Below are 18,101 nucleotides of genomic sequence, written 5' to 3'. Positions count from 1 at the left end.
TAATGGTAGGCTTATTTGTGTTCTTGACGTGGCTTCCAGCGTACTAACCACTTCTCTAGCAGACCTATAATAGCAAACATCATGAGGCTAAGAACAATAATGATGGAGATTGCAACAAACATGCGGTCCGTACGATAGCTAGCTTTTTGTAGCATCATATAATAACCGATACCCTTATCGGAACCGATCCATTCTGCAATGACTGCACCCATCACACTATACGTCGCTGCGATCTTAATTCCTGAGAACAGAGCTGGGAGCGAGTGTGGAAGCTCTAATTTAAAGAAGATTTGCCTCTTACTTGCTCCAATCATACGCATATAGCTAAGCATGGTTGGATCCGTTTGCCTCAGCCCGCCCATCATGGCAATAGCTACTGGGAAGAAGCAGACCAGCGTAATGACGATGAATTTGGGAAGAAGACCGAAGCCGAACCAGATCATCAGTAGTGGAGCAAGCGCGATGGTCGGTACATTCTGACTGAGAATCAGTAGAGGATATAAGGCCGACTTAAGAAAAGGAATCATATGCAATACAATGGCGATAGACAGACCTATTGAGCTACCGATGAGGAACCCAACACCGGTTAACCTCGCTGTTGCTAAAGTATGTTTCCACAATCCGCCCGATTGAGCGGAAGCTTCACGAACAATATCAGTTGGAGAGGGGAGAATCCATTTCTCAATCTCGAAGAAAGACGTACATAGCTGCCATATCATCAATAAGAAGAAGACCGCCACGAAGGGCGGCCAGATTTTGTTCCACCACAATCTCATGGACGATATTTCTCTGTTAACTTATCCATGCTGATCCCTTGTGGATTGTGAGCGATCTTGATCTGAGAAATGACACTTGGACTCCCTGCTTCGACAAGAGCCTTATGCATATCCTTCACAATGTCTAATAACTCGCTAAGTTCGCCTTCCATTGTGGTCTCTAGAGGATGAACCTCATGTTTCACTCCGGATTGTTGGATGACCTCAATTGCGCGATCTACATAAGGAATGGAATCTTCATTTCCAGGTGTCTTTGGAATAACTTGAATGCTCAATAATGTGTTTGCCATATTATATGTTCAATCCTTTCGAATTTGGAGATAATGTTTGCTTATGGTAACTGTGGCAAATACTCATTAGTATATGCCTTTCCAATTTCAATCTGTTTATCCAGAAGGTTATGGCTTAGCATCCAATCTGTATAGCCCTGCCATACTTCTACCTTTTGTTCACCCCAACGAGGGGCATCATCTGTGTAACGTGGGCTAAGCCATTTCTGACTTGCGAGAACAAGATCTTTGTCTAACTCAGGGACTGCTTTACTAAGTATATCAGCAGCCTCTTCTGGTTTGTCAATGGCTAGCTGATAGCCTTTGGCTGTTGCTTTGAGGAAAGCTTTGACTAGCTCAGGATCATCCTTGATCTGCTTCTCGTTCGTTACAATGACAGGTGTGTAGTAGTCTAGTTCTACAGCATAATCTTTAACATATAACATGTCGATTGGATCATTGCGAAGCTCTGCTTCAATACCCGTCCATGCATAGAAGATCCATGCGAAATCGATATCACGCTTAACCGCGGTGAAGAAATCGGCATCGCCCATATTGATCATCTTAACATTCTTAACATCTGCCTTTTCGTTCTCCATGATAGAGCCCATGATGGCTTCTTCTACAGGAGAACCCCAACCTCCATAACTTTTACCTTCAAAGTCCTTAGGTGATTTAATGTTGCGGTCAGCAGGTGCCGCGAAACCGGACGTATTATGTTGAATAACTGCGGCAATAGAGACGAGCGGGACGTCCTGTGTTCTTGCTAGTGTCACACTCTCTTGATAGCTTATACCAAAAGGCACCGCCCCTGAAGCGACCATCGTATCGGCTCCACCAGCACCTGGTTGGACTATCTCAACATTCAGACCTTCATCTTCATAATATCCTTGATCTTTCGCTACATATAGTCCCGTATGATTGGTATTAGGAGTCCAGTCCAAGACAATCTTGACGTCTTGTAGTTTCTTACTAGTCTGTGCATTCTGTTCATTCTTAGTTCCCCCACAACCCGCTATTACGAGTAATAGTAGGCATGTTAAAAGTATCGACAATGTTCTTTTCTTTCTCATTCTGCTCTCTCCTCTGTTGGACTTATTGTTCCATGTCCTATTAGTATTCGACAAAAAAGCGCCCCGTAATCGGGACGCATGTGGGCGCAAGAAAGATATGAATGTAACCATATCGGATACGTTCCTACGCTGGCATTATCCAGATCAGGTATAAGGGTCAGTGTCTTGTGGGACACAATCTCAGCCGGCCAATTCCAGCACCCCTGGTACTTATGTAGTTAAGGCGTTCTACGTCATTATAATCGACTGGGCTAGGGGTGTCCAGCTAGGAATTGTTTAGAGGCTGATTCGTATTCTTTTAAAATATAAGAAAGTATAAGTTTCACTTGAATCAATTTCATAATCGCCGATGCATCTAAATCGATTTGCGTAATTATGAAATTGATTCTTGATACTCTAATCCTTATATTTCCGCTGAAACGGGTGCCTTAAAGTGATACGGAGTATCGCTAGCATCGGAAGCATAAGCTCCTTAAAAAAGGACGGCGAATCCGTTTCTACTTGGATGGGTACAATAAATCATATGCTTTAAGTACATTCAACATGAGGAAGGGGAACACGATCCATAATGGACAACAAGATAATAGAGCAGGATATAACGAAAATTTTAGACCACAATAAGATTTGTTCTCTGGCGACTATTGAAGGTAATAAGCCGAAGCAGAGATATATGATGTTGTATAATGAAGGATTGAGCATTCATTTGGTAAGCGATCGGAGAACACATAAGGTAGAGGAGTTGAAGAATAATCCAAATGTATCATTGCTCATTGGGTATGAAATTGGAGGTACTAAAGAGGTTGTCGTTATGGAAGGGACCTGTTCAATCTGCACGGATGACAATTTGAAGGAAAGATGTTGGAATGATGATTTGAAGGAGTGGTTTGACGGACCAAGGGATCCTAATTATGTCATCCTTGATATTCAACTTGCAGATATTCTGTATACGGATAAGGACGGAAAGCAAAGAAAGTGGATTTCCTAAACGAGAAAGACCCCCAACATCCGAAGAGCCCAGTAAAAAACTTATGAATTTAATTTGTTAAGTTGAATTTAATTTGACAAAGGTGACTTCCATTCAGTTTTTAATGGAAAGTCGCCTTTATTTATGTTCATCCCCCTCTTTCGATACTGCAGTCTAGTAGAAAATGCTGTAAAGTATGGGATATTGGTTCGCCTCAAGGCAGAGTTCTACAAAGTTGATTTACAGTCTATACCAACCTGTTGTAATCTAGGACTACTGAAAGGTAGGCGATAGGATTGGGTTTTCTACAAATGGTTGTTCGTCATTTTATACAATATAAGTTGCTGTGCGGCATCTTTTTATTCGGCTTATTGATTGAAGTTGCCTATGCGGTAGCGTCACCATTGAGTCTTAAGTATTTGGTAGACTTAGCTTTTACCCCCAAGGATTATCAAGCCTTTTTCATCATACTAGGTATTCTGGTCATTGGGGGGGCGCTTAGTATCGTTGCTGGGCTGGGAGGGGATTATGCACTCTCCAAACTAAGCGGTAAGGTGGTCCAGAAACTTCGCATCCAATTGTTTACTCACATGCAGAAGCAATCCTTTCCTTTCTATCAGCGCTACCGAGTGGGTGATCTAGTTACTCGCTTTTCTTCTGATATGTCCTCTATTGAAAATGTTATTTACAGCTCAGTTCCCTTTAGTCTGAAGGAAGGCCTAAGTTTCCTGTTAGGTCTTACCGTATTATTCTCAATAGAGTGGAAACTCACATTGATGATGTTGTTCGGATCGATACTTATGATTGTCGGTCCCAAACTACTGCAGGGACGTGCGGAAGCCTCTAATATCAACTATAAAGAAGCACAAGAGCATTTTGCCAATACAATTGATGAAACAGTCAAGGGATATCAAACGATTAAAATTCTACATCAGCAAGAGCGATTTCGAGAGCGCGCTGAGAAACAAATTCGACAGTTATTTTCATTTGGCTTAAAGATGCATGTTATGAATTCACTCTTAGAAAGACTACCTTTAACAACCTTATTACTATTAAATGGTACAATGATCGGCTTCGGAGGATATTTAATTTTTCAAGATGAGATGACAATCGGTAGCTTTATTGCTTTCTTTACCTTATTTATGAGTGTAGGACAAGCTGGTGTCAACCTGTCATTTATGATCCCGGATATTATTGAATCCAGTATAAGCTTCAAGCGAATAGGTGAAATACTTCATCATCAACCGAGCGTGCCAGAGGCAATGGTACCTGTTGAGCTTCCTTCTCTTACGAGAAATATACAGATGAACAACGTGACCTTTGGGTATACGGAAGGAACCGATCAGTTAAAGGAAGTCAGCCTAAGCATTGCTGCTGGAAGGTATACGGCATTCGTTGGGCCCAGTGGCTCGGGCAAGAGCACCGCGTTACAGCTGTTATCTCGTTTCTATGACCCGAAGGAAGGTACTGTATCCATCGATGATATTGATCTACGACTTGTGAGTGAAGATTCTCTAATGAAGCAGATCGGTATTGTCTCTCAAGACACATTTCTATTTCATACAACGATTAGGGACAATCTTCTGTTAGATAACATTCATGCGACAGAAGAAGAGATGATCGAAGCAGCTAAGTTAGCTAAAATTCATGAAACTATTGTTAGTTGGCCTGAAGGCTACAATACAATGATACATAGTGATGGAGCCTCCCTAACGGGAGGACAGCGTCAGCGAATCTCCATTGCACGAGCGCTTCTCCGTCATCCACGGATACTATTACTCGATGAGGTTACCTCTGCGTTGGATCCAGCGGCGGAGGCGGATATCAATGAATCCATTAAGCAGCTTAAAGCTCACAAAACGATCATTTCGGTTACACACCGACTGTCATCGATTATGGAGGCAGATGATATTTATGTATTCAAGGATGGGCAAGTGACTGAATCAGGTACGCATCATGAACTTATACAACAAGGCGGACTCTATTATCATATGTGGGAGAAGCAGCACGGCTTTATGTTGTCAAAGGACGGACTTCATGCAACGATAGATGTAAATCGTCTGGCAAAATTTCAGTTTTTCCAAGGCTTTTCTCTATCGCTGTTGCAGGATATTTCGTTGCTGTTCTCCACTGAGACTTGCAAAGAAGGAGACACCATCGTACATGAGGGAGAGGGTGGAGATAAGTTTTACATCATCATCCGCGGTAAGTTTGAAATTATGAAAAAAACGATGAAGGCAGAGCATCAACGTGTAGCTACTCTGGCAGACGGGGACCATTTTGGAGAAATTTCCTTATTGAAAGACATACCGCGAACGGCTAGCGTTCGGGCGTTGGAGTCGTCACTCTTATTAACTTTGCGTAGAGAGGCCTTTTTAGAATTGCTCACGAATTACCCACATATTCTTGAATCGATTGAACTTACACTACAGGAGCGGTTATAAACTCCTTTATATACGAAAAAGAGGCATCTTCAGCGCATATAGATTGCGTAAAAGATGCCTTTAAACCAAAATCAGTACTTGCAGATATATTTTACTATAGATCGACCTGGATATGACTCAATCCATTGACGGTATAATCCTTACCGTAAACATTCACATGAGCAGGAACTTCCGTCTCATTCGTGACTGTGACATCGTGCTCGCCAACGGTTACCTTGAGGAGAGCATGGCGGAACATGACTTTGAACGAGAATGACTTCCAATGTCCAGGGTTGAATGGGTTTAAGTGTAGAACACCATTCCGTACACGCAATCCTCCAAATCCATGAACAACAGACATCCAAGTACCGGCCATGCTCGTCGTATGACAACCATCTTCTGTATCATTGTTATAATTGTCCAGATCTAGGCGAGAGGTGCGAAGATACATCTCGTATGCTTTCTCTTTATATCCCAGTTCGCAGGCAAGAATCGAATGTACACAAGGAGATAAGGAAGACTCATGCACGGTAAGGGGCTCGTAGAAGTCGAAATTACGTTTCACTGTATCTAGATCAAATTGATCTCTTAAAGTGAATATTCCTTGCAATACATCAGCTTGCTTAATGTAAACAGAACGAAGGATACGATCCCAAGACCATTGCTGATTCAATGGCAGATTAGACGGATCTAGTTCTTTAACCGGCGTCAGATCTTTATCCAAGAATCCATCCTGCTGTAAGAAAACTTGACGTTCTTCATCATACGGATAGTACATTTTGGCAATGATATCACGCCATTTAGATGTCTCATCTTCCTTGAGCTGTAGTTTTTCAATAAGCTCATTATAAACGGCCGGTTCAGTCTTATGCAGATTGTCCAGTACCTCTAATGTATACGTCATTGTCCATACAGCCATTTTATTGGTATACCAGTTATTGTTAACATTATTCTCGTATTCATTAGGCCCAGTAACACCTAACATCATATATTGGTCTTTGGCAGGAACATAATTGACACGTTCTTCCCAGAACCGTGAAATTTCAGCAAGAACTTCCAGACCATATTGGCCTAGATAAGAAGTATCTCCTGTATAATTGACATAGTTATAAATGGCATAAGTAATGGCTCCGTTACGGTGAATTTCTTCAAAAGTAATTTCCCATTCGTTATGGCACTCTTCCCCGTTCATGGTCACCATAGGATACAAGGCACCTTTACTGAAGCCGAGTTTCTTGGCATTTTCTTTGGCCTTTTCTAAGTGCTTGTAACGGTAGACCAAGAGATTCCGAGCAATGGATTCGTCGGCTGTACTTAGATAGAAGGGTAGACAGTAAGCCTCGGTATCCCAATAAGTACTTCCGCCGTATTTCTCACCCGTAAACCCTTTAGGTCCGATATTGAGCCGATCATCTTCTCCGTTATAAGTCTGATTTAGTTGGAAAATATTGAATCGAATCGCCTGTTGTGCTGCAACATCACCCTCGATAACGATATCACTCTCACTCCATTTTTCAGCCCAAGCAGTAGTATGCTCTTCAAGTAAAACCTGGAATCCGACCTCCATGGCAGATTGAAGAACGTTCCGCGCTACGCCGAGTAATTGATCATTATTATGATCGCGGGAAGTGACATTCGCCACATACTTATATAGGACAATCTGTTCCTTCTCTTGCACATCCAGTTTAAAAGAATGAGCGACATACTTTTCTTTATCGATGGTTTCCGGTGTGACCGTAACAGGAGTACCATTCTTGAGTACTGTGTATGCCATGACAGATGTAACGTGGAAATCAAGCTTCTTTGTTTTGATCGTCAGTGTTGCATCTGCTGCTGTTACTTCTTTGGACACTTCTAACCAGAACTTCTCATCGTAGTTAGAGTCTTTGTTAGACACGTCACCATCAAGATACGGTGTTAAGGAAATAGAACCACTGAAATTCAAAGGTGTTACAGCATATCGGATGGCTCCTATCTCTTTACGTGCAATGCTGGTGAATCGAATAGCTGCAATCTGCACTTCTTTACCATCTGGAAGTTCAGCGATGAAACTTCTTGAGAGCGTTCCTTCCTTCATATTCAGTTCGCGTACGAAATCCTTCACTGTACATACGGCTAGGTCAAGTGCCACTCCATCTATAAGTACATCGATTCCAATCCAATTCGTACAATTTAATACCTTTGCAAAGTATTCAGGATAGCCATTCTTCCACCATCCGACACGTGTTTTATCCGGGTAGTATACGCCGGCCATGTAGCTGCCTTGAAGGGAGGAGCCACTGTATTTCTCTTCGAAATTAGCTCGTTGTCCCATGTATCCGTTCCCAATACTAAATATACTTTCTGATATTTCATGATTCTGTGGATCGAAGCCTTCTTCAATAATGCTCCATGGGTCTAATTGTAAGTATTGCTTCATGCGAATCGTCTCCTTCATAATATTATCGTAAATAGAAACATTCATAATCGTTGTAAAGTTTCGTTCAATCTATATAACTTAGGAATTAGCCATCATTTGCTGTAATTTCTCAACAGACATTTCTTCGAGAGAAGATACGACATATTCTGCTTGAGTGAGTGAGCCTACTGGACCAATACCTATGCTGCGCATTCCTGCACGTAAAGCCGCTTCAATTCCTGCTTCGGCATCTTCAAACACAACACAATGTTCTGGAGCAATTTGTACTTCTTTTGCACCAAGTATGAATACTTCAGGATCGGGTTTAGCATTCGATGTGTGGGTGCCATCAATAATGGCATCGAAGTAAGGAACTAAATTAGCATTGTTCAATATGGTCATAGCATTTTTACTGGCAGAGCCTAAGGCAATTTTAATTCCATGTTGTTTCAATTCTTGAAGAAAGGAGAGTGATCCTGGTAGAATCTCCGAGTCATCCATTTTTGAAATATAGTCAACATACCAGTTGTTTTTCTTGTCAGCGAGTGTAAATTTGGTCTCTTCATCAAGTTGAAGATTACCCACTGCAAGTAAGATATCCAGCGATGCCATACGGCTCACACCTTTTAGTCTTTCATTATCTTCCTCAGTAAATACAAAGCCCAGCTCATCAGCGAGCCGCTTCCAAGCCAAAAAGTGATATTTAGCTGTGTCAACGAGTACGCCATCTAGGTCAAATAAACAGGCTTGAATGGGGTGATTCATAGGTTTCATAAGGTATTCTCCTCCATTGTGCAAACGTTTGTATTTATATTTAAAAATATAATGAAGCAAGACTTTGCCTCATTATATCAGAGTATCCGTGACGAACAAGTATTCAACAACTTCATAACAATATTATAGCAGATATAATATTCCTACATAAGTCCGTTAATTATGTAATCCAGTGACAGATAACATAGAAGATTCTCGAACGACAAGGCGATGAGATATAATATGTCTCTTTTGAAAAATCTTCTCGCCATCCTGTTGAATCGATTGAATTAAGGCTTGAGAAGCGGTATAACCTAGATTATAAATACCGATATCAATACTACTTATGGGTGGTGTAGAGAGTTCAGCTATTGGAATATTATTAAAGCTGACGATGCTTAGATCATCAGGTACTTTGTATCCTAGTTCATGTAAACCACGCAGTACACCGAAGGATACAAGGTCGTCAACCACGACTAAGGCTGTAGGTCGTTGCGGTAAATTCATGAAGAATGACATCGCTCGATATCCACTTTCTTGTAGAAATTCCCCTTCAACAATCCAATCTTTTCGCATCTCAATCCCAGCTTCTTCGAGTGCTCTTTGGTATCCCTTAAGTCGGTCCATAGATACGACATGATTTGGGGGTCCACTAACGAACCCGATTCGTTTATGACCGAAGGAAATCAAATGCTTGGTGGCATCATAAGCAGCCTGAATATTATCATTATCAACGGATAGTAGGTCCGGATATTTATCGCTACGACCAATCAAGACAAAGGGATGATTATTACTGTGTAGAAATTCAACAACAGGATCATCTTTACGTGAATACAGCAGAATAGCACCATCGACTCTTTTCCCATTGATTAGTCGAGAAACAACCTCGATTTCTTCTTGCTCGCTTCCTCCCGAACTAAGTACAACATCATATCCTGAACGATTCGCCTGTGTGACAATACCCCGAACTAATTCCATGAAGAATGAATTCAGGAACAGTTCCTCAGCAGACTTCGGTAGAATAACGCAAATACTATTCGTTGTTTTGGATACAAGGCTTTGAGCCATAATATTGGGGTAATACCCCATTTCATCAAGAATAACCTTTACTTTACGGGAAGTTTCAAGGCTTATTCTAGGGTGATTAGATAGCACTCGTGACACCGTGGAGGGAGATACGCCAGCTTTTCGCGCCACATCTTTAATTGTTACAGACATAATAGCCTCCGATGATACCGTTTGCGTGAATCATTAAATCATACAAACGAAATATTCTTTTTTACAATTGATATCTTAATCTATTGTCTACGGCTTGTAAATAACAAACCTATCATAAATCTATTGACTAAAATGGATCCTCCGTTATTATATACCCATAAAGCGCATGAATGCGTAAATGAAGGAGGAAGACATATTGACAGAGATGACATTAACTAGATATTACAAACGATTTGCTCTCGGAATTATGGGAGCAGCAGTATTCAGTGCGTTGTTAATTGCATGCAATGCTACGGATAAGGTTACTTTAACACAAACAGAACATAATAACCAAAACACCGTATCTACTGCTGATGAACAAAAGAAAGAGACAGCTATTTCACCGAGGATGGATCAAATTGATGAACAACCCTCTACAGTCTACTATGAAGTTTTTGTTCGTTCATTCTATGATTCGGATGGCGATGGTATTGGTGATTTGCGGGGAGTTATAGAGAAACTTGATTATCTAAATGATGGGGATCCTTCTACGACTGACGATTTGGGTGTAGGTGGAATTTGGCTCATGCCGATATTATCTTCACCAAGCTATCACGGATATGATGTGACCGATTATAGAATTGTAAATCCGGACTATGGAACAGTAGAAGATCTGACAACATTGATTGATGAAGCTCATAAACGTGGTATCAAAGTTATTATGGATCTGGTCGTAAACCATACGAGCAAAGAACATCCGTGGTTCAAGGATTCAGCAGAAGGGGAGCGGAGTTCATATCGGGATTGGTACGTGTGGGCTGAAGATCAGAATAGAGAACGAAGTGGTATTAGTGCTGCATCAGGTGACAATCCTTGGTATGAGGCGAATGGTAAACATTATATGGGGATATTTTGGGATGGAATGCCTGATCTGAACTTCGACAATGTTGCTGTACGAACAGAAATGAAGGAGATTGGTCAGTACTGGCTGAAGCTAGGCCTGGATGGGTTTAGATTGGATGCAGCCAAGCATATTTTCGAAGATTTAGTGTCGGATAAAGACAAGGGAACAGAAGCAAAGAATATTGCTTGGTGGCAGGAGTTCCGAAGTAGCATGAATGAGATTAACCCAGAAGCCTACATTGTTGGGGAAGTGTGGGAGAATTCTATCGCTTCAGTGGCGCCTTATTTGGATAAGGCATTTGACTCTGGTTTTAATTTCAGTCTAGCAGAATCTATTATGAATAGTGTGAAAAGTGAACGTGATAACAACTTAGCATTTACACTAGAACGAACATACAAGCTGTTTAGCACGAAATCAGAAGGGAAATTTATTGATGCAATATTCTTGACAAATCATGATCAGAACCGGGTGATGAGTCAGCTAGATGGCAATGTAGATCATACGAAAATGGCGGCCTCGATTCTGTTAACACTACCTGGAAACCCCTTTATATATTACGGTGAAGAGATCGGTATGTTAGGCGCGAAGCCAGATGAGCAAATTCGTGAACCTATGATCTGGTATGAAGATGGAGCGAAAGGGAAGGGACAAACGACGTGGGAAAGGCTTATCTATAATACTGGTGATGATTCACATAGTGTTGAATTACAAATGAAGGATAAGGATTCAGTATGGACCCATTATCGGGAATTGATAACATGGAGAAATGAAATTTCTCCACTACATGATGGAGACATCCAATATTATGACACTGGTAATGCACAAATATTATCCTATGTTCGACGTACACAAGCCGATGTTGCACTGGTTGTGCACAATTTATCAGGTGAAGAGCAAGAAGTAAAGATAGATACGGCACAAGGAGAGAATTTATTTACTGAAATCATAAGAAAAGGCAGTAAAGCCGCTCGTTTTGACAATAATATGCTAGTAATAGCTCCATATTCTACAGTGATAATGAAGTAATACTTAAAGATAGAGAGTAATGATGCGAAATACAAAGATAAAGTAATATATTATGCATGGAATGAGCTAATATGGGCTAATTAACTATATGCAAACGTTTTTACAAAGCTATGTCTATTGTGTATGATAAACCTATAAATAAAGCGCTTACCTCAAATGGATGAAGACAAAGAGTTAAACATTTAAGGATGTAGGCGTTCATTTTTTGACATTTGTGAAATCGTTTGCACAGCATGATAAACATAAAGAAACAATAAAGTAAAAGGTATAGCCATTAGAGAGGGGATTAAAATTGTATGAAAATGAATAAGTTATTGACGTTATTAGCAACCGTTACCTTGGCTTTCTCTATTACTGCTTGTGGATCGAACAGCGCAGCGCCGAGTAATACTGAGCCTGCACCGGCACCAAGCAATACAGTAACGGATACACCTGCACCAGAAGAAGCTGTCGTTGAAGAAGGACTTCAAGCAGAGGATGGCGCTACGTTGATTGTATGGGAGAGTAGAGAAGAAAGAGCCTTTACAGATGAAATTGCCAAGAGATTTACAGAGAAATTCAATATTCCTGTCAAAGTTGAAGAAGTGCCAGCGGTAGATCAAGTTACAAAGTTGACTCAAGATGGTCCTTCTGGATTAGCAGCTGACGTTGTCATGTTCCCGCATGATAACTTGGGAAGAGCGGCAGAAGCGGGTCTATTGTTAACTAATGAAGCATTAGCAGAAGATACAATAGCTAACAATACACCAGCATCAATTCAAGGTGTAACTTTCAATGGTGAACTGTATGGTTACCCAAGAGCAGCTGAAACATATGCTCTCTTCTATAACAAAGAATTATTGCCAGAAGCACCGAAATCATTCGATGATGTTATCGAGTTCAGCAAGACATTCACGGATAAATCGAAGAACAGATTCGGAATTATGTGGGAATCAGGGAACTTGTATTTCAACTATCCATTTATAGCTAGTGGCGGTGGATATGTGTACGGTGATAATGGTACGAATAAAGACGATGTTGGCGTCAATTCGGAAGGTGCACTTGCAGGATTGCAAACATATGTGAGATTAAAGGCGGCGCTTCCAATTAAAACGGGTGATATATCTCCAGATATTAAACGTAGTTTATTTAACTCAGGTGATGTAGCCATGGATATTACGGGTCCTTGGGAACTTGCGGGTTATAAAGAAGCGCTAGGAGATAAGCTTGGAATTGCACCGATTCCAACGATTGATGGTAAGGTAGCTATTTCATTCTCTGGAATCAAGGCATTCTATGTAAACTCCTTTACTCAGTATCCTAATGCTGCACAATTGTTCGCCCAATTCGCGACGAATGAAGAAGCACAACTTCTTCTAAACGAATTAGTTGGTTCTATACCGACTAATAATGCCGCATTGGCATCTGATCAGATTCTTAGTGATCCGTATGTTGCAGGTTTTGCTCAACAAGTTATTAACTCTCAGCCAATGCCTACTATTCCTGAAATGGGGAATGTATGGAGTCCTGTAAATGCGGCCTTCCCAGAAATCTGGGATAACGATAAAGATCCAAAAGAAGCTATGGACAAAGCAGCACAACAAATTAAAGACTTAAATGGTAGTGCAACGAAGTAACAAAGAATGATTACTAGTGGATAGTAAATTGAAGATACCCGTCGCATCATGTGGCGGGTAAATCCTCATTTTGTCTAGAGAGAGGAGAGAGCTTGTGGGCCAATATCGCAAGAAAGCCACGATACTGTCGATTATGAGCATGGGGCTGGGACAAATATATAACCGGCAAATGATCAAAGGTCTTGTATTTTTGCTAATTGAGGCTTACGCGATTGTTTATTTCAATAGCAATCTAGTGAGAGCTTTATGGGGTATCGTATCGCTTGGGGATGCGCCGAGAATGAAGGTCGACGGAAAGTATGTTGCAGGAGACCACTCCATCTTTATTCTAATTCAAAGTTTGATAACATTATTATTCTTAATTGTCTTTGTGATCATTTATGTTATGAATATAAGAGATGCACGTAAAATAGCGTTGAAAAGGGAACAGGGCGAACATGCGAATAGTTTTTTGCAATCAATTCGCTATATTTTAGATTATAAGTTTGCACAAGCCTTTTTGACTTTACCGGCAATGGGTATTTTATTTTTCACGGTTATGCCTATCATTTTTATGGTCATGCTAGCATTTACGAATTACTCTGCTCCAAACCATATCCCGCCTGCTAAGCTTGTGGATTGGGTGGGTTTTGATACATTTAGGGACTTAGTTTCACTCAAGACATGGAGCCACACATTTTATGGCGTTCTGACTTGGACCCTTATTTGGGCAGTACTATCAACGGTAACTACTTATTTTGGCGGTCTACTGGTAGCTCTGCTGATTAACCAAAAAGGGATCAAATTCAAAGGCTTGTGGAGAACGATTCTAATTATTCCTTACGCGATTCCACAGCTTATTTCATTGCTCGTTATGAGAAATATGTTCAATGGTCAATTCGGTCCTGTAAATCAGTATATTCAATATTTCGGTTTAGATGGCCTTCCTTGGTTGACCGACCCGTTCTGGGCAAAGGTTACAGTTATTGTTGTTAATATGTGGGTTGGTATTCCAGTCTCGATGATATTGATTATGGGTGTCTTAACAACGATCCCTCGTGATATGTATGAAGCGGCTGAAGTGGATGGTGCAACGAATTATCAGAAGTTCCGAATCGTTACGATGCCGATGATACTCTTCTCGACAGCACCAATACTCATTACCCAATTCGCTGGAAATATCAATAACTTTAATGCGATTTTCCTACTAACAAGCGGAAATCCAGTCGTGGGCGATTACCAATATGCTGGAGCGACCGATCTACTCGTTACTTGGTTGTACAAGTTAACGTTAGATCAGAATAAATACAATATGGCTTCTGCTGTAGGGATCGTCATTTTCCTAATCCTTGCCTCGTTCTCTATATATAATTACCGTAGAACGAAGTCATTCAAAGAGGAGGATATGATCCAATGAGCAGACGAAAAGCGAAGAATGGTTTCCGTTTGACGTTAAGTTATATTGTTCTGGTTATATTAGCGATCTCTGCCGTGTATCCTGCCTTATGGGTTATCCTTGGTTCACTTCGGCCGGGTAAATCACTGTACAGCAAGACGCTGATTCCTAGTAGTTTAACTTTCGAGCATTACAGGGAATTATTTACATCAAAAAGTTACTTATTTGGTAATTGGTATATGAACACGTTAAAGATATCGATTCTTTCCATGTTAATCGGTATTTTCCTTACACTGTTAACGAGTTATGCAGTTTCACGTTTTCGTTTCCGTGGACGGAAGACGGCGCTTTCTACAATCTTGGTTCTTGGGATGTTTCCAGGATTTATGAGTATGATCGCTATTTATTTACTTCTTAAAGAATTTAATTTGTTAGATACACATCTTGCGTTAATTATTGTGTATGCAGCAGGTGCGCCCCTAGGGGGAACTTTTATTGCCAAAGGATTCTTGGACACAATCCCGCGATCATTGGACGAAGCGGCTAGAATAGATGGAGCGAGTAATTTTAGAATCTTCATTCGAATTATTCTACCACTATCTAGACCGATGCTCACTTATATGGCATTAACGCAATTTGTTGGTCCATGGGTTGACTTTATCTTTGCGAAGATGATCTTACGATCTAAGGAGAAATGGACTGTAGCTGTCGGATTGTATGATATGGTGAGTTCGAACACGAATACTAACTTTACGTTGTTCGCAGCAGGTGCGGTACTTATAGCCGTTCCAATTACGATTCTATTTATGTTCCTTCAGAAGTTTCTTGTAGAGGGTTTAACATCGGGAGCTAGTAAGGGATAACGGTAGTTAGGGTAAGTGATGAATGTTGAAACATAGTTGGTAGTAGAAATTTAACCAGGTACAGTTCTCGCAAGGGTGGAACTGTACCTTTTTGAAAATATAAGGAAGTATAAGTTTCACTTGATACTCTAATCCTTATATTTCCGCTGAAACGGGTGCCGTCCTTGAAAAAGGACGGCAAAGCCGTTTCTACTTGAATGATAAAGGAGAGGGACAATTTTGAAATGGGTACATAGAATACGACCAAGAACAATCGGTATGAAACTATTCATATTGTTATTTGCCGGCATCATAGTATTGTCTGCCGTACTGGGCCTATCATCATATCAATTATCGAAAGAGATTATTAAGGACGAGGTTGCTCAAGCATCCTCACAAGCGATCGTCCAAGCAGCGGGTAAGCTTGATTTCTTATTCACACAATATGAAGCGCTTTCGAAGCAGCTGGCCGTTGATACGGAATTGAAGAGCAACTTGGAGATTATCAATCAGCCTGGAATTGGCACTTTACAGAAGAATGCGATGGAGGGCGAAGTTCGGAATAAATTAAGTTCCATTACAGGGTCGGATAGTAGACTCTTCGCTGTTCGTCTAGTGAAGAAGAACCTAGTTGAAGTGGATTCCTATAAATCAATAGGAGTAGTTGGCGTTCGAACGGATGAGGATATTGAGAGCAAAGTTAAACAGATTATAGAGGCAAAAGGGCAGATCCAATGGTTCCCTACGAGTAAAAAGGGATTCTTTAATATTTATGGAGAACCTACTTTGACTATGGGAAGATTACTACGTAACATCAATCAACCAGAGGCAGAATATATTCTTTTAATCGAAATAAAGGAGAAGGCGCTTGGAGAAATACTGTCGAATCTCAGGATTGGAGAGAGTGGACAAGTGGCAGTATTAACGAATAATAACAAAATTGTTCACACTCAGGATACCAATCTCATAGAAGCTGACTCATTTATTCGATTACAACAAGATGGAGAGAAAAGCGGATCCTTTACAACGGATAATGAGTATGGCGTCGAACAGCTTGTTGTCTATAACACATTGGATACGACGAAATGGGCTTTATTAGGCTATGCACCCCTCAAGGATTTCGTAAAAGGCACGAATCAACTTTTGGTTGTTACATTGATTGTGATTGTGCTAGCCATGGTATTTGCGTTGCTGATCGGTTATTATGTGCTCCGAATAGTCGGCAAGCCCCTTGCAAAGTTATGTCGTCTGATGGAAGAAGGAGAACAAGGAAATCTGCAGGTACGTACAAACTTCAAGAGTCAGGATGAAATAGGACGACTTGGATTCAGCTTTAATCAAATGATGCAGCAGATCGGGTTACTTGTGGAGCAAATGCATCATTCGGCGCAAGAGGTTCTGGAAACAGCGGATGAATTGACTCATGTCTCGAAGAGTACCTCCATAACTGCGGGCGAGATTGCGGCTGCCTCTAATGAGATTGCCTCTGGTACTGGAAGTATGGCAATAGAAGCTGAGAATGAGAATCTGCTAGCTGAACGGATGGTCGGTGAAATTCATAAAGTATCTGCTGCCAACGATGCAATGGAACAGGCGGCGCATCGGGTACAGCAGGTTAGTGAGCAAGGTACGGAGTATATGAATCAGCTTGTTAGCAAAACGGAGAAGATTGTTGGGATGAATCGAAACATTGTGAGGGAAGCGGAAGAATTAAAGAACAGCACGTCTTCTATTCAGAAAATACTGGAACTGATGAGCACGATGACGCAACAAACGAATATACTATCGATCAATGCTTCCATAGAGGCAGCAAGAGCGGGTACAGCAGGGCGTGGCTTCATGGTTGTGGCTGAAGAAATTCGCAAGCTTGCTGATGGATCTAAGCAATCTATTCAGACGGTAGCGGGGATTACGGACGAAATCTTACGAGGTATTGAACATACGGCAACATCATTAAATGAAGTATCACCAGTAATAGATGAGCAAATGGAATCGGTTATGGAGGCATCCCATATTTTTGGAAGTGTGAAGCAGCAAATGGGTGAGTTTCTTCTAGAAATTGATAAATCCTCCATCTTTGTAAAAGAGTTGATCGAAGCCCAACAGCTATTATCTGCGTCCATCACTTCTATAAGTGCAGTTGTCCAAGAGACAAGTGCCTCGACGGAGGAGGTTGCTTCAATGTCCACTCAGCAATATATTGTGAGTGAGAAGTTGGTAGATTTATCGAAGAGGCTTGAAGAAATGTCAGAGACGTTCAATCAAACACTAGTCAAATTTATAACCTAAGTTATCGCTCCGAATAGTATACCTTGTTTTCTATAAGTATGAATTTTGCATTAAGGACTTCTTTTGTACAATCTATTCGTGCGAAAGAAGTCCTTTTTCGTATAATAAAGGCGACTATTCATTCAGAATTGAATGAATAGTCGCCTTTATTTATTAAAATTCATTACACAAAATTAAAAGCATATAACTTCTAGCT

At 40.8% G+C, this 18,101-nt stretch carries 13 protein-coding genes and 1 riboswitch; of the genes, 7 read left to right on the top strand and 6 right to left on the bottom strand.

Going from position 1 to position 18,101, the window contains the following annotated elements:
• Positions 1-11: 11 nt before the first annotated feature.
• The 3 genes from ACP8HI_RS19785 to ACP8HI_RS19775 are packed head-to-tail and all read right to left on the bottom strand — an operon-like array spanning position 12 to position 2,118.
• On the bottom strand, positions 12-776 hold the full coding sequence (locus tag ACP8HI_RS19785; protein ID WP_438347885.1) for an ABC transporter permease: 765 nt from the start codon (positions 774-776) through the stop codon (positions 12-14).
• The gene (locus ACP8HI_RS19780; protein WP_438347884.1) at positions 773-1,066 is read right to left on the bottom strand and encodes a thiamine-binding protein; all 294 of its coding nucleotides are present in this window, start codon (positions 1,064-1,066) and stop codon (positions 773-775) included. Before ACP8HI_RS19780 ends, ACP8HI_RS19785 begins: the two co-directional genes overlap by 4 nt.
• Before the next feature lie 41 nt (positions 1,067-1,107).
• Complete coding sequence (locus ACP8HI_RS19775; protein WP_438347883.1) at positions 1,108-2,118, bottom strand: ABC transporter substrate-binding protein; 1,011 nt, start codon at positions 2,116-2,118, stop codon at positions 1,108-1,110.
• Positions 2,119-2,222: 104 nt separating this feature from the next.
• Positions 2,223-2,333: riboswitch (TPP riboswitch) on the bottom strand.
• A gap of 353 nt (positions 2,334-2,686) precedes the next feature.
• On the opposite strand from ACP8HI_RS19775, the gene ACP8HI_RS19770 reads away from it, so the two are divergent.
• Both ACP8HI_RS19770 and ACP8HI_RS19765 read left to right on the top strand, forming a co-directional pair.
• The gene (locus ACP8HI_RS19770; protein ID WP_438347882.1) at positions 2,687-3,103 is read left to right on the top strand and encodes a pyridoxamine 5'-phosphate oxidase family protein; all 417 of its coding nucleotides are present in this window, start codon (positions 2,687-2,689) and stop codon (positions 3,101-3,103) included.
• Positions 3,104-3,378: 275 nt separating this feature from the next.
• Positions 3,379-5,526, top strand: coding sequence for an ABC transporter transmembrane domain-containing protein (locus ACP8HI_RS19765; protein ID WP_438347881.1), 2,148 nt, complete (start codon positions 3,379-3,381; stop codon positions 5,524-5,526).
• Positions 5,527-5,620: 94 nt separating this feature from the next.
• On the opposite strand, the gene ACP8HI_RS19760 is transcribed toward ACP8HI_RS19765, so the two are convergent.
• The 3 genes from ACP8HI_RS19760 to ACP8HI_RS19750 form a co-directional block, all read right to left on the bottom strand.
• Complete coding sequence (locus ACP8HI_RS19760) at positions 5,621-7,924, bottom strand: glycoside hydrolase family 65 protein (RefSeq protein WP_438347880.1); 2,304 nt, start codon at positions 7,922-7,924, stop codon at positions 5,621-5,623.
• A gap of 78 nt (positions 7,925-8,002) precedes the next feature.
• Positions 8,003-8,677, bottom strand: a complete 675-nt coding sequence (pgmB, locus tag ACP8HI_RS19755) for a beta-phosphoglucomutase (RefSeq protein WP_438347879.1) — start codon at positions 8,675-8,677, stop codon at positions 8,003-8,005.
• Between the two features lie 156 nt (positions 8,678-8,833).
• Positions 8,834-9,874, bottom strand: coding sequence for a LacI family DNA-binding transcriptional regulator (locus ACP8HI_RS19750; RefSeq protein WP_438347878.1), 1,041 nt, complete (start codon positions 9,872-9,874; stop codon positions 8,834-8,836).
• A 205-nt stretch (positions 9,875-10,079) separates the two neighbouring features.
• Between ACP8HI_RS19750 and ACP8HI_RS19745 the strand changes: the two genes are divergently transcribed.
• The 5 genes from ACP8HI_RS19745 to ACP8HI_RS19725 all read left to right on the top strand — a co-directional run bounded on the left by ACP8HI_RS19745 (position 10,080) and on the right by ACP8HI_RS19725 (position 17,905).
• On the top strand, positions 10,080-11,783 hold the full coding sequence (locus tag ACP8HI_RS19745) for an alpha-amylase family glycosyl hydrolase (RefSeq protein ID WP_438351910.1): 1,704 nt from the start codon (positions 10,080-10,082) through the stop codon (positions 11,781-11,783).
• 296 nt (positions 11,784-12,079) lie between these two features.
• Complete coding sequence (locus ACP8HI_RS19740) at positions 12,080-13,399, top strand: sugar ABC transporter substrate-binding protein (protein ID WP_438347877.1); 1,320 nt, start codon at positions 12,080-12,082, stop codon at positions 13,397-13,399.
• Between the two features lie 94 nt (positions 13,400-13,493).
• A complete protein-coding gene (locus ACP8HI_RS19735; RefSeq protein ID WP_438347876.1) occupies positions 13,494-14,795 on the top strand; it encodes an ABC transporter permease subunit in 1,302 nt (433 codons plus the stop codon).
• Complete coding sequence (locus ACP8HI_RS19730; RefSeq protein WP_438347875.1) at positions 14,792-15,637, top strand: sugar ABC transporter permease; 846 nt, start codon at positions 14,792-14,794, stop codon at positions 15,635-15,637. The genes ACP8HI_RS19735 and ACP8HI_RS19730 overlap by 4 nt, the downstream gene beginning before the upstream one ends.
• Positions 15,638-15,895: 258 nt before the next feature.
• On the top strand, positions 15,896-17,905 hold the full coding sequence (locus ACP8HI_RS19725) for a methyl-accepting chemotaxis protein (protein WP_438347874.1): 2,010 nt from the start codon (positions 15,896-15,898) through the stop codon (positions 17,903-17,905).
• Positions 17,906-18,101 lie beyond the last annotated feature (196 nt).

This window comes from Paenibacillus sp. FA6, assembly GCF_051550225.1.
Taxonomy (GTDB): domain Bacteria; phylum Bacillota; class Bacilli; order Paenibacillales; family Paenibacillaceae; genus Paenibacillus_AQ.
The sequence above is the reverse complement of the archived record's forward strand: the minus strand, read 5'-3'. Positions and strand labels throughout refer to the sequence as shown.

Bases quoted from the DNA above. Each gene is read 5' to 3' on its own strand.
- ACP8HI_RS19730 (WP_438347875.1), top strand. From the start codon at position 14,792: ATGAGCAGACGAAAAGCGAAGAATGGTTTCCGTTTGACGTTAAGTTAT.
- ACP8HI_RS19745 (WP_438351910.1), top strand. From the start codon at position 10,080: ATGACATTAACTAGATATTACAAACGATTTGCTCTCGGAATTATGGGA.
- ACP8HI_RS19780 (WP_438347884.1), bottom strand. From the start codon at position 1,066: ATGGCAAACACATTATTGAGCATTCAAGTTATTCCAAAGACACCTGGA.
- ACP8HI_RS19760 (WP_438347880.1), bottom strand. From the start codon at position 7,924: ATGAAGCAATACTTACAATTAGACCCATGGAGCATTATTGAAGAAGGC.
- ACP8HI_RS19775 (WP_438347883.1), bottom strand. From the start codon at position 2,118: ATGAGAAAGAAAAGAACATTGTCGATACTTTTAACATGCCTACTATTA.
- ACP8HI_RS19740 (WP_438347877.1), top strand. From the start codon at position 12,080: ATGAAAATGAATAAGTTATTGACGTTATTAGCAACCGTTACCTTGGCT.
- ACP8HI_RS19725 (WP_438347874.1), top strand. From the start codon at position 15,896: ATGAAACTATTCATATTGTTATTTGCCGGCATCATAGTATTGTCTGCC.
- pgmB (WP_438347879.1), bottom strand. From the start codon at position 8,677: ATGAAACCTATGAATCACCCCATTCAAGCCTGTTTATTTGACCTAGAT.
- ACP8HI_RS19750 (WP_438347878.1), bottom strand. From the start codon at position 9,874: ATGTCTGTAACAATTAAAGATGTGGCGCGAAAAGCTGGCGTATCTCCC.
- ACP8HI_RS19785 (WP_438347885.1), bottom strand. From the start codon at position 776: ATGAGATTGTGGTGGAACAAAATCTGGCCGCCCTTCGTGGCGGTCTTC.
- ACP8HI_RS19770 (WP_438347882.1), top strand. From the start codon at position 2,687: ATGGACAACAAGATAATAGAGCAGGATATAACGAAAATTTTAGACCAC.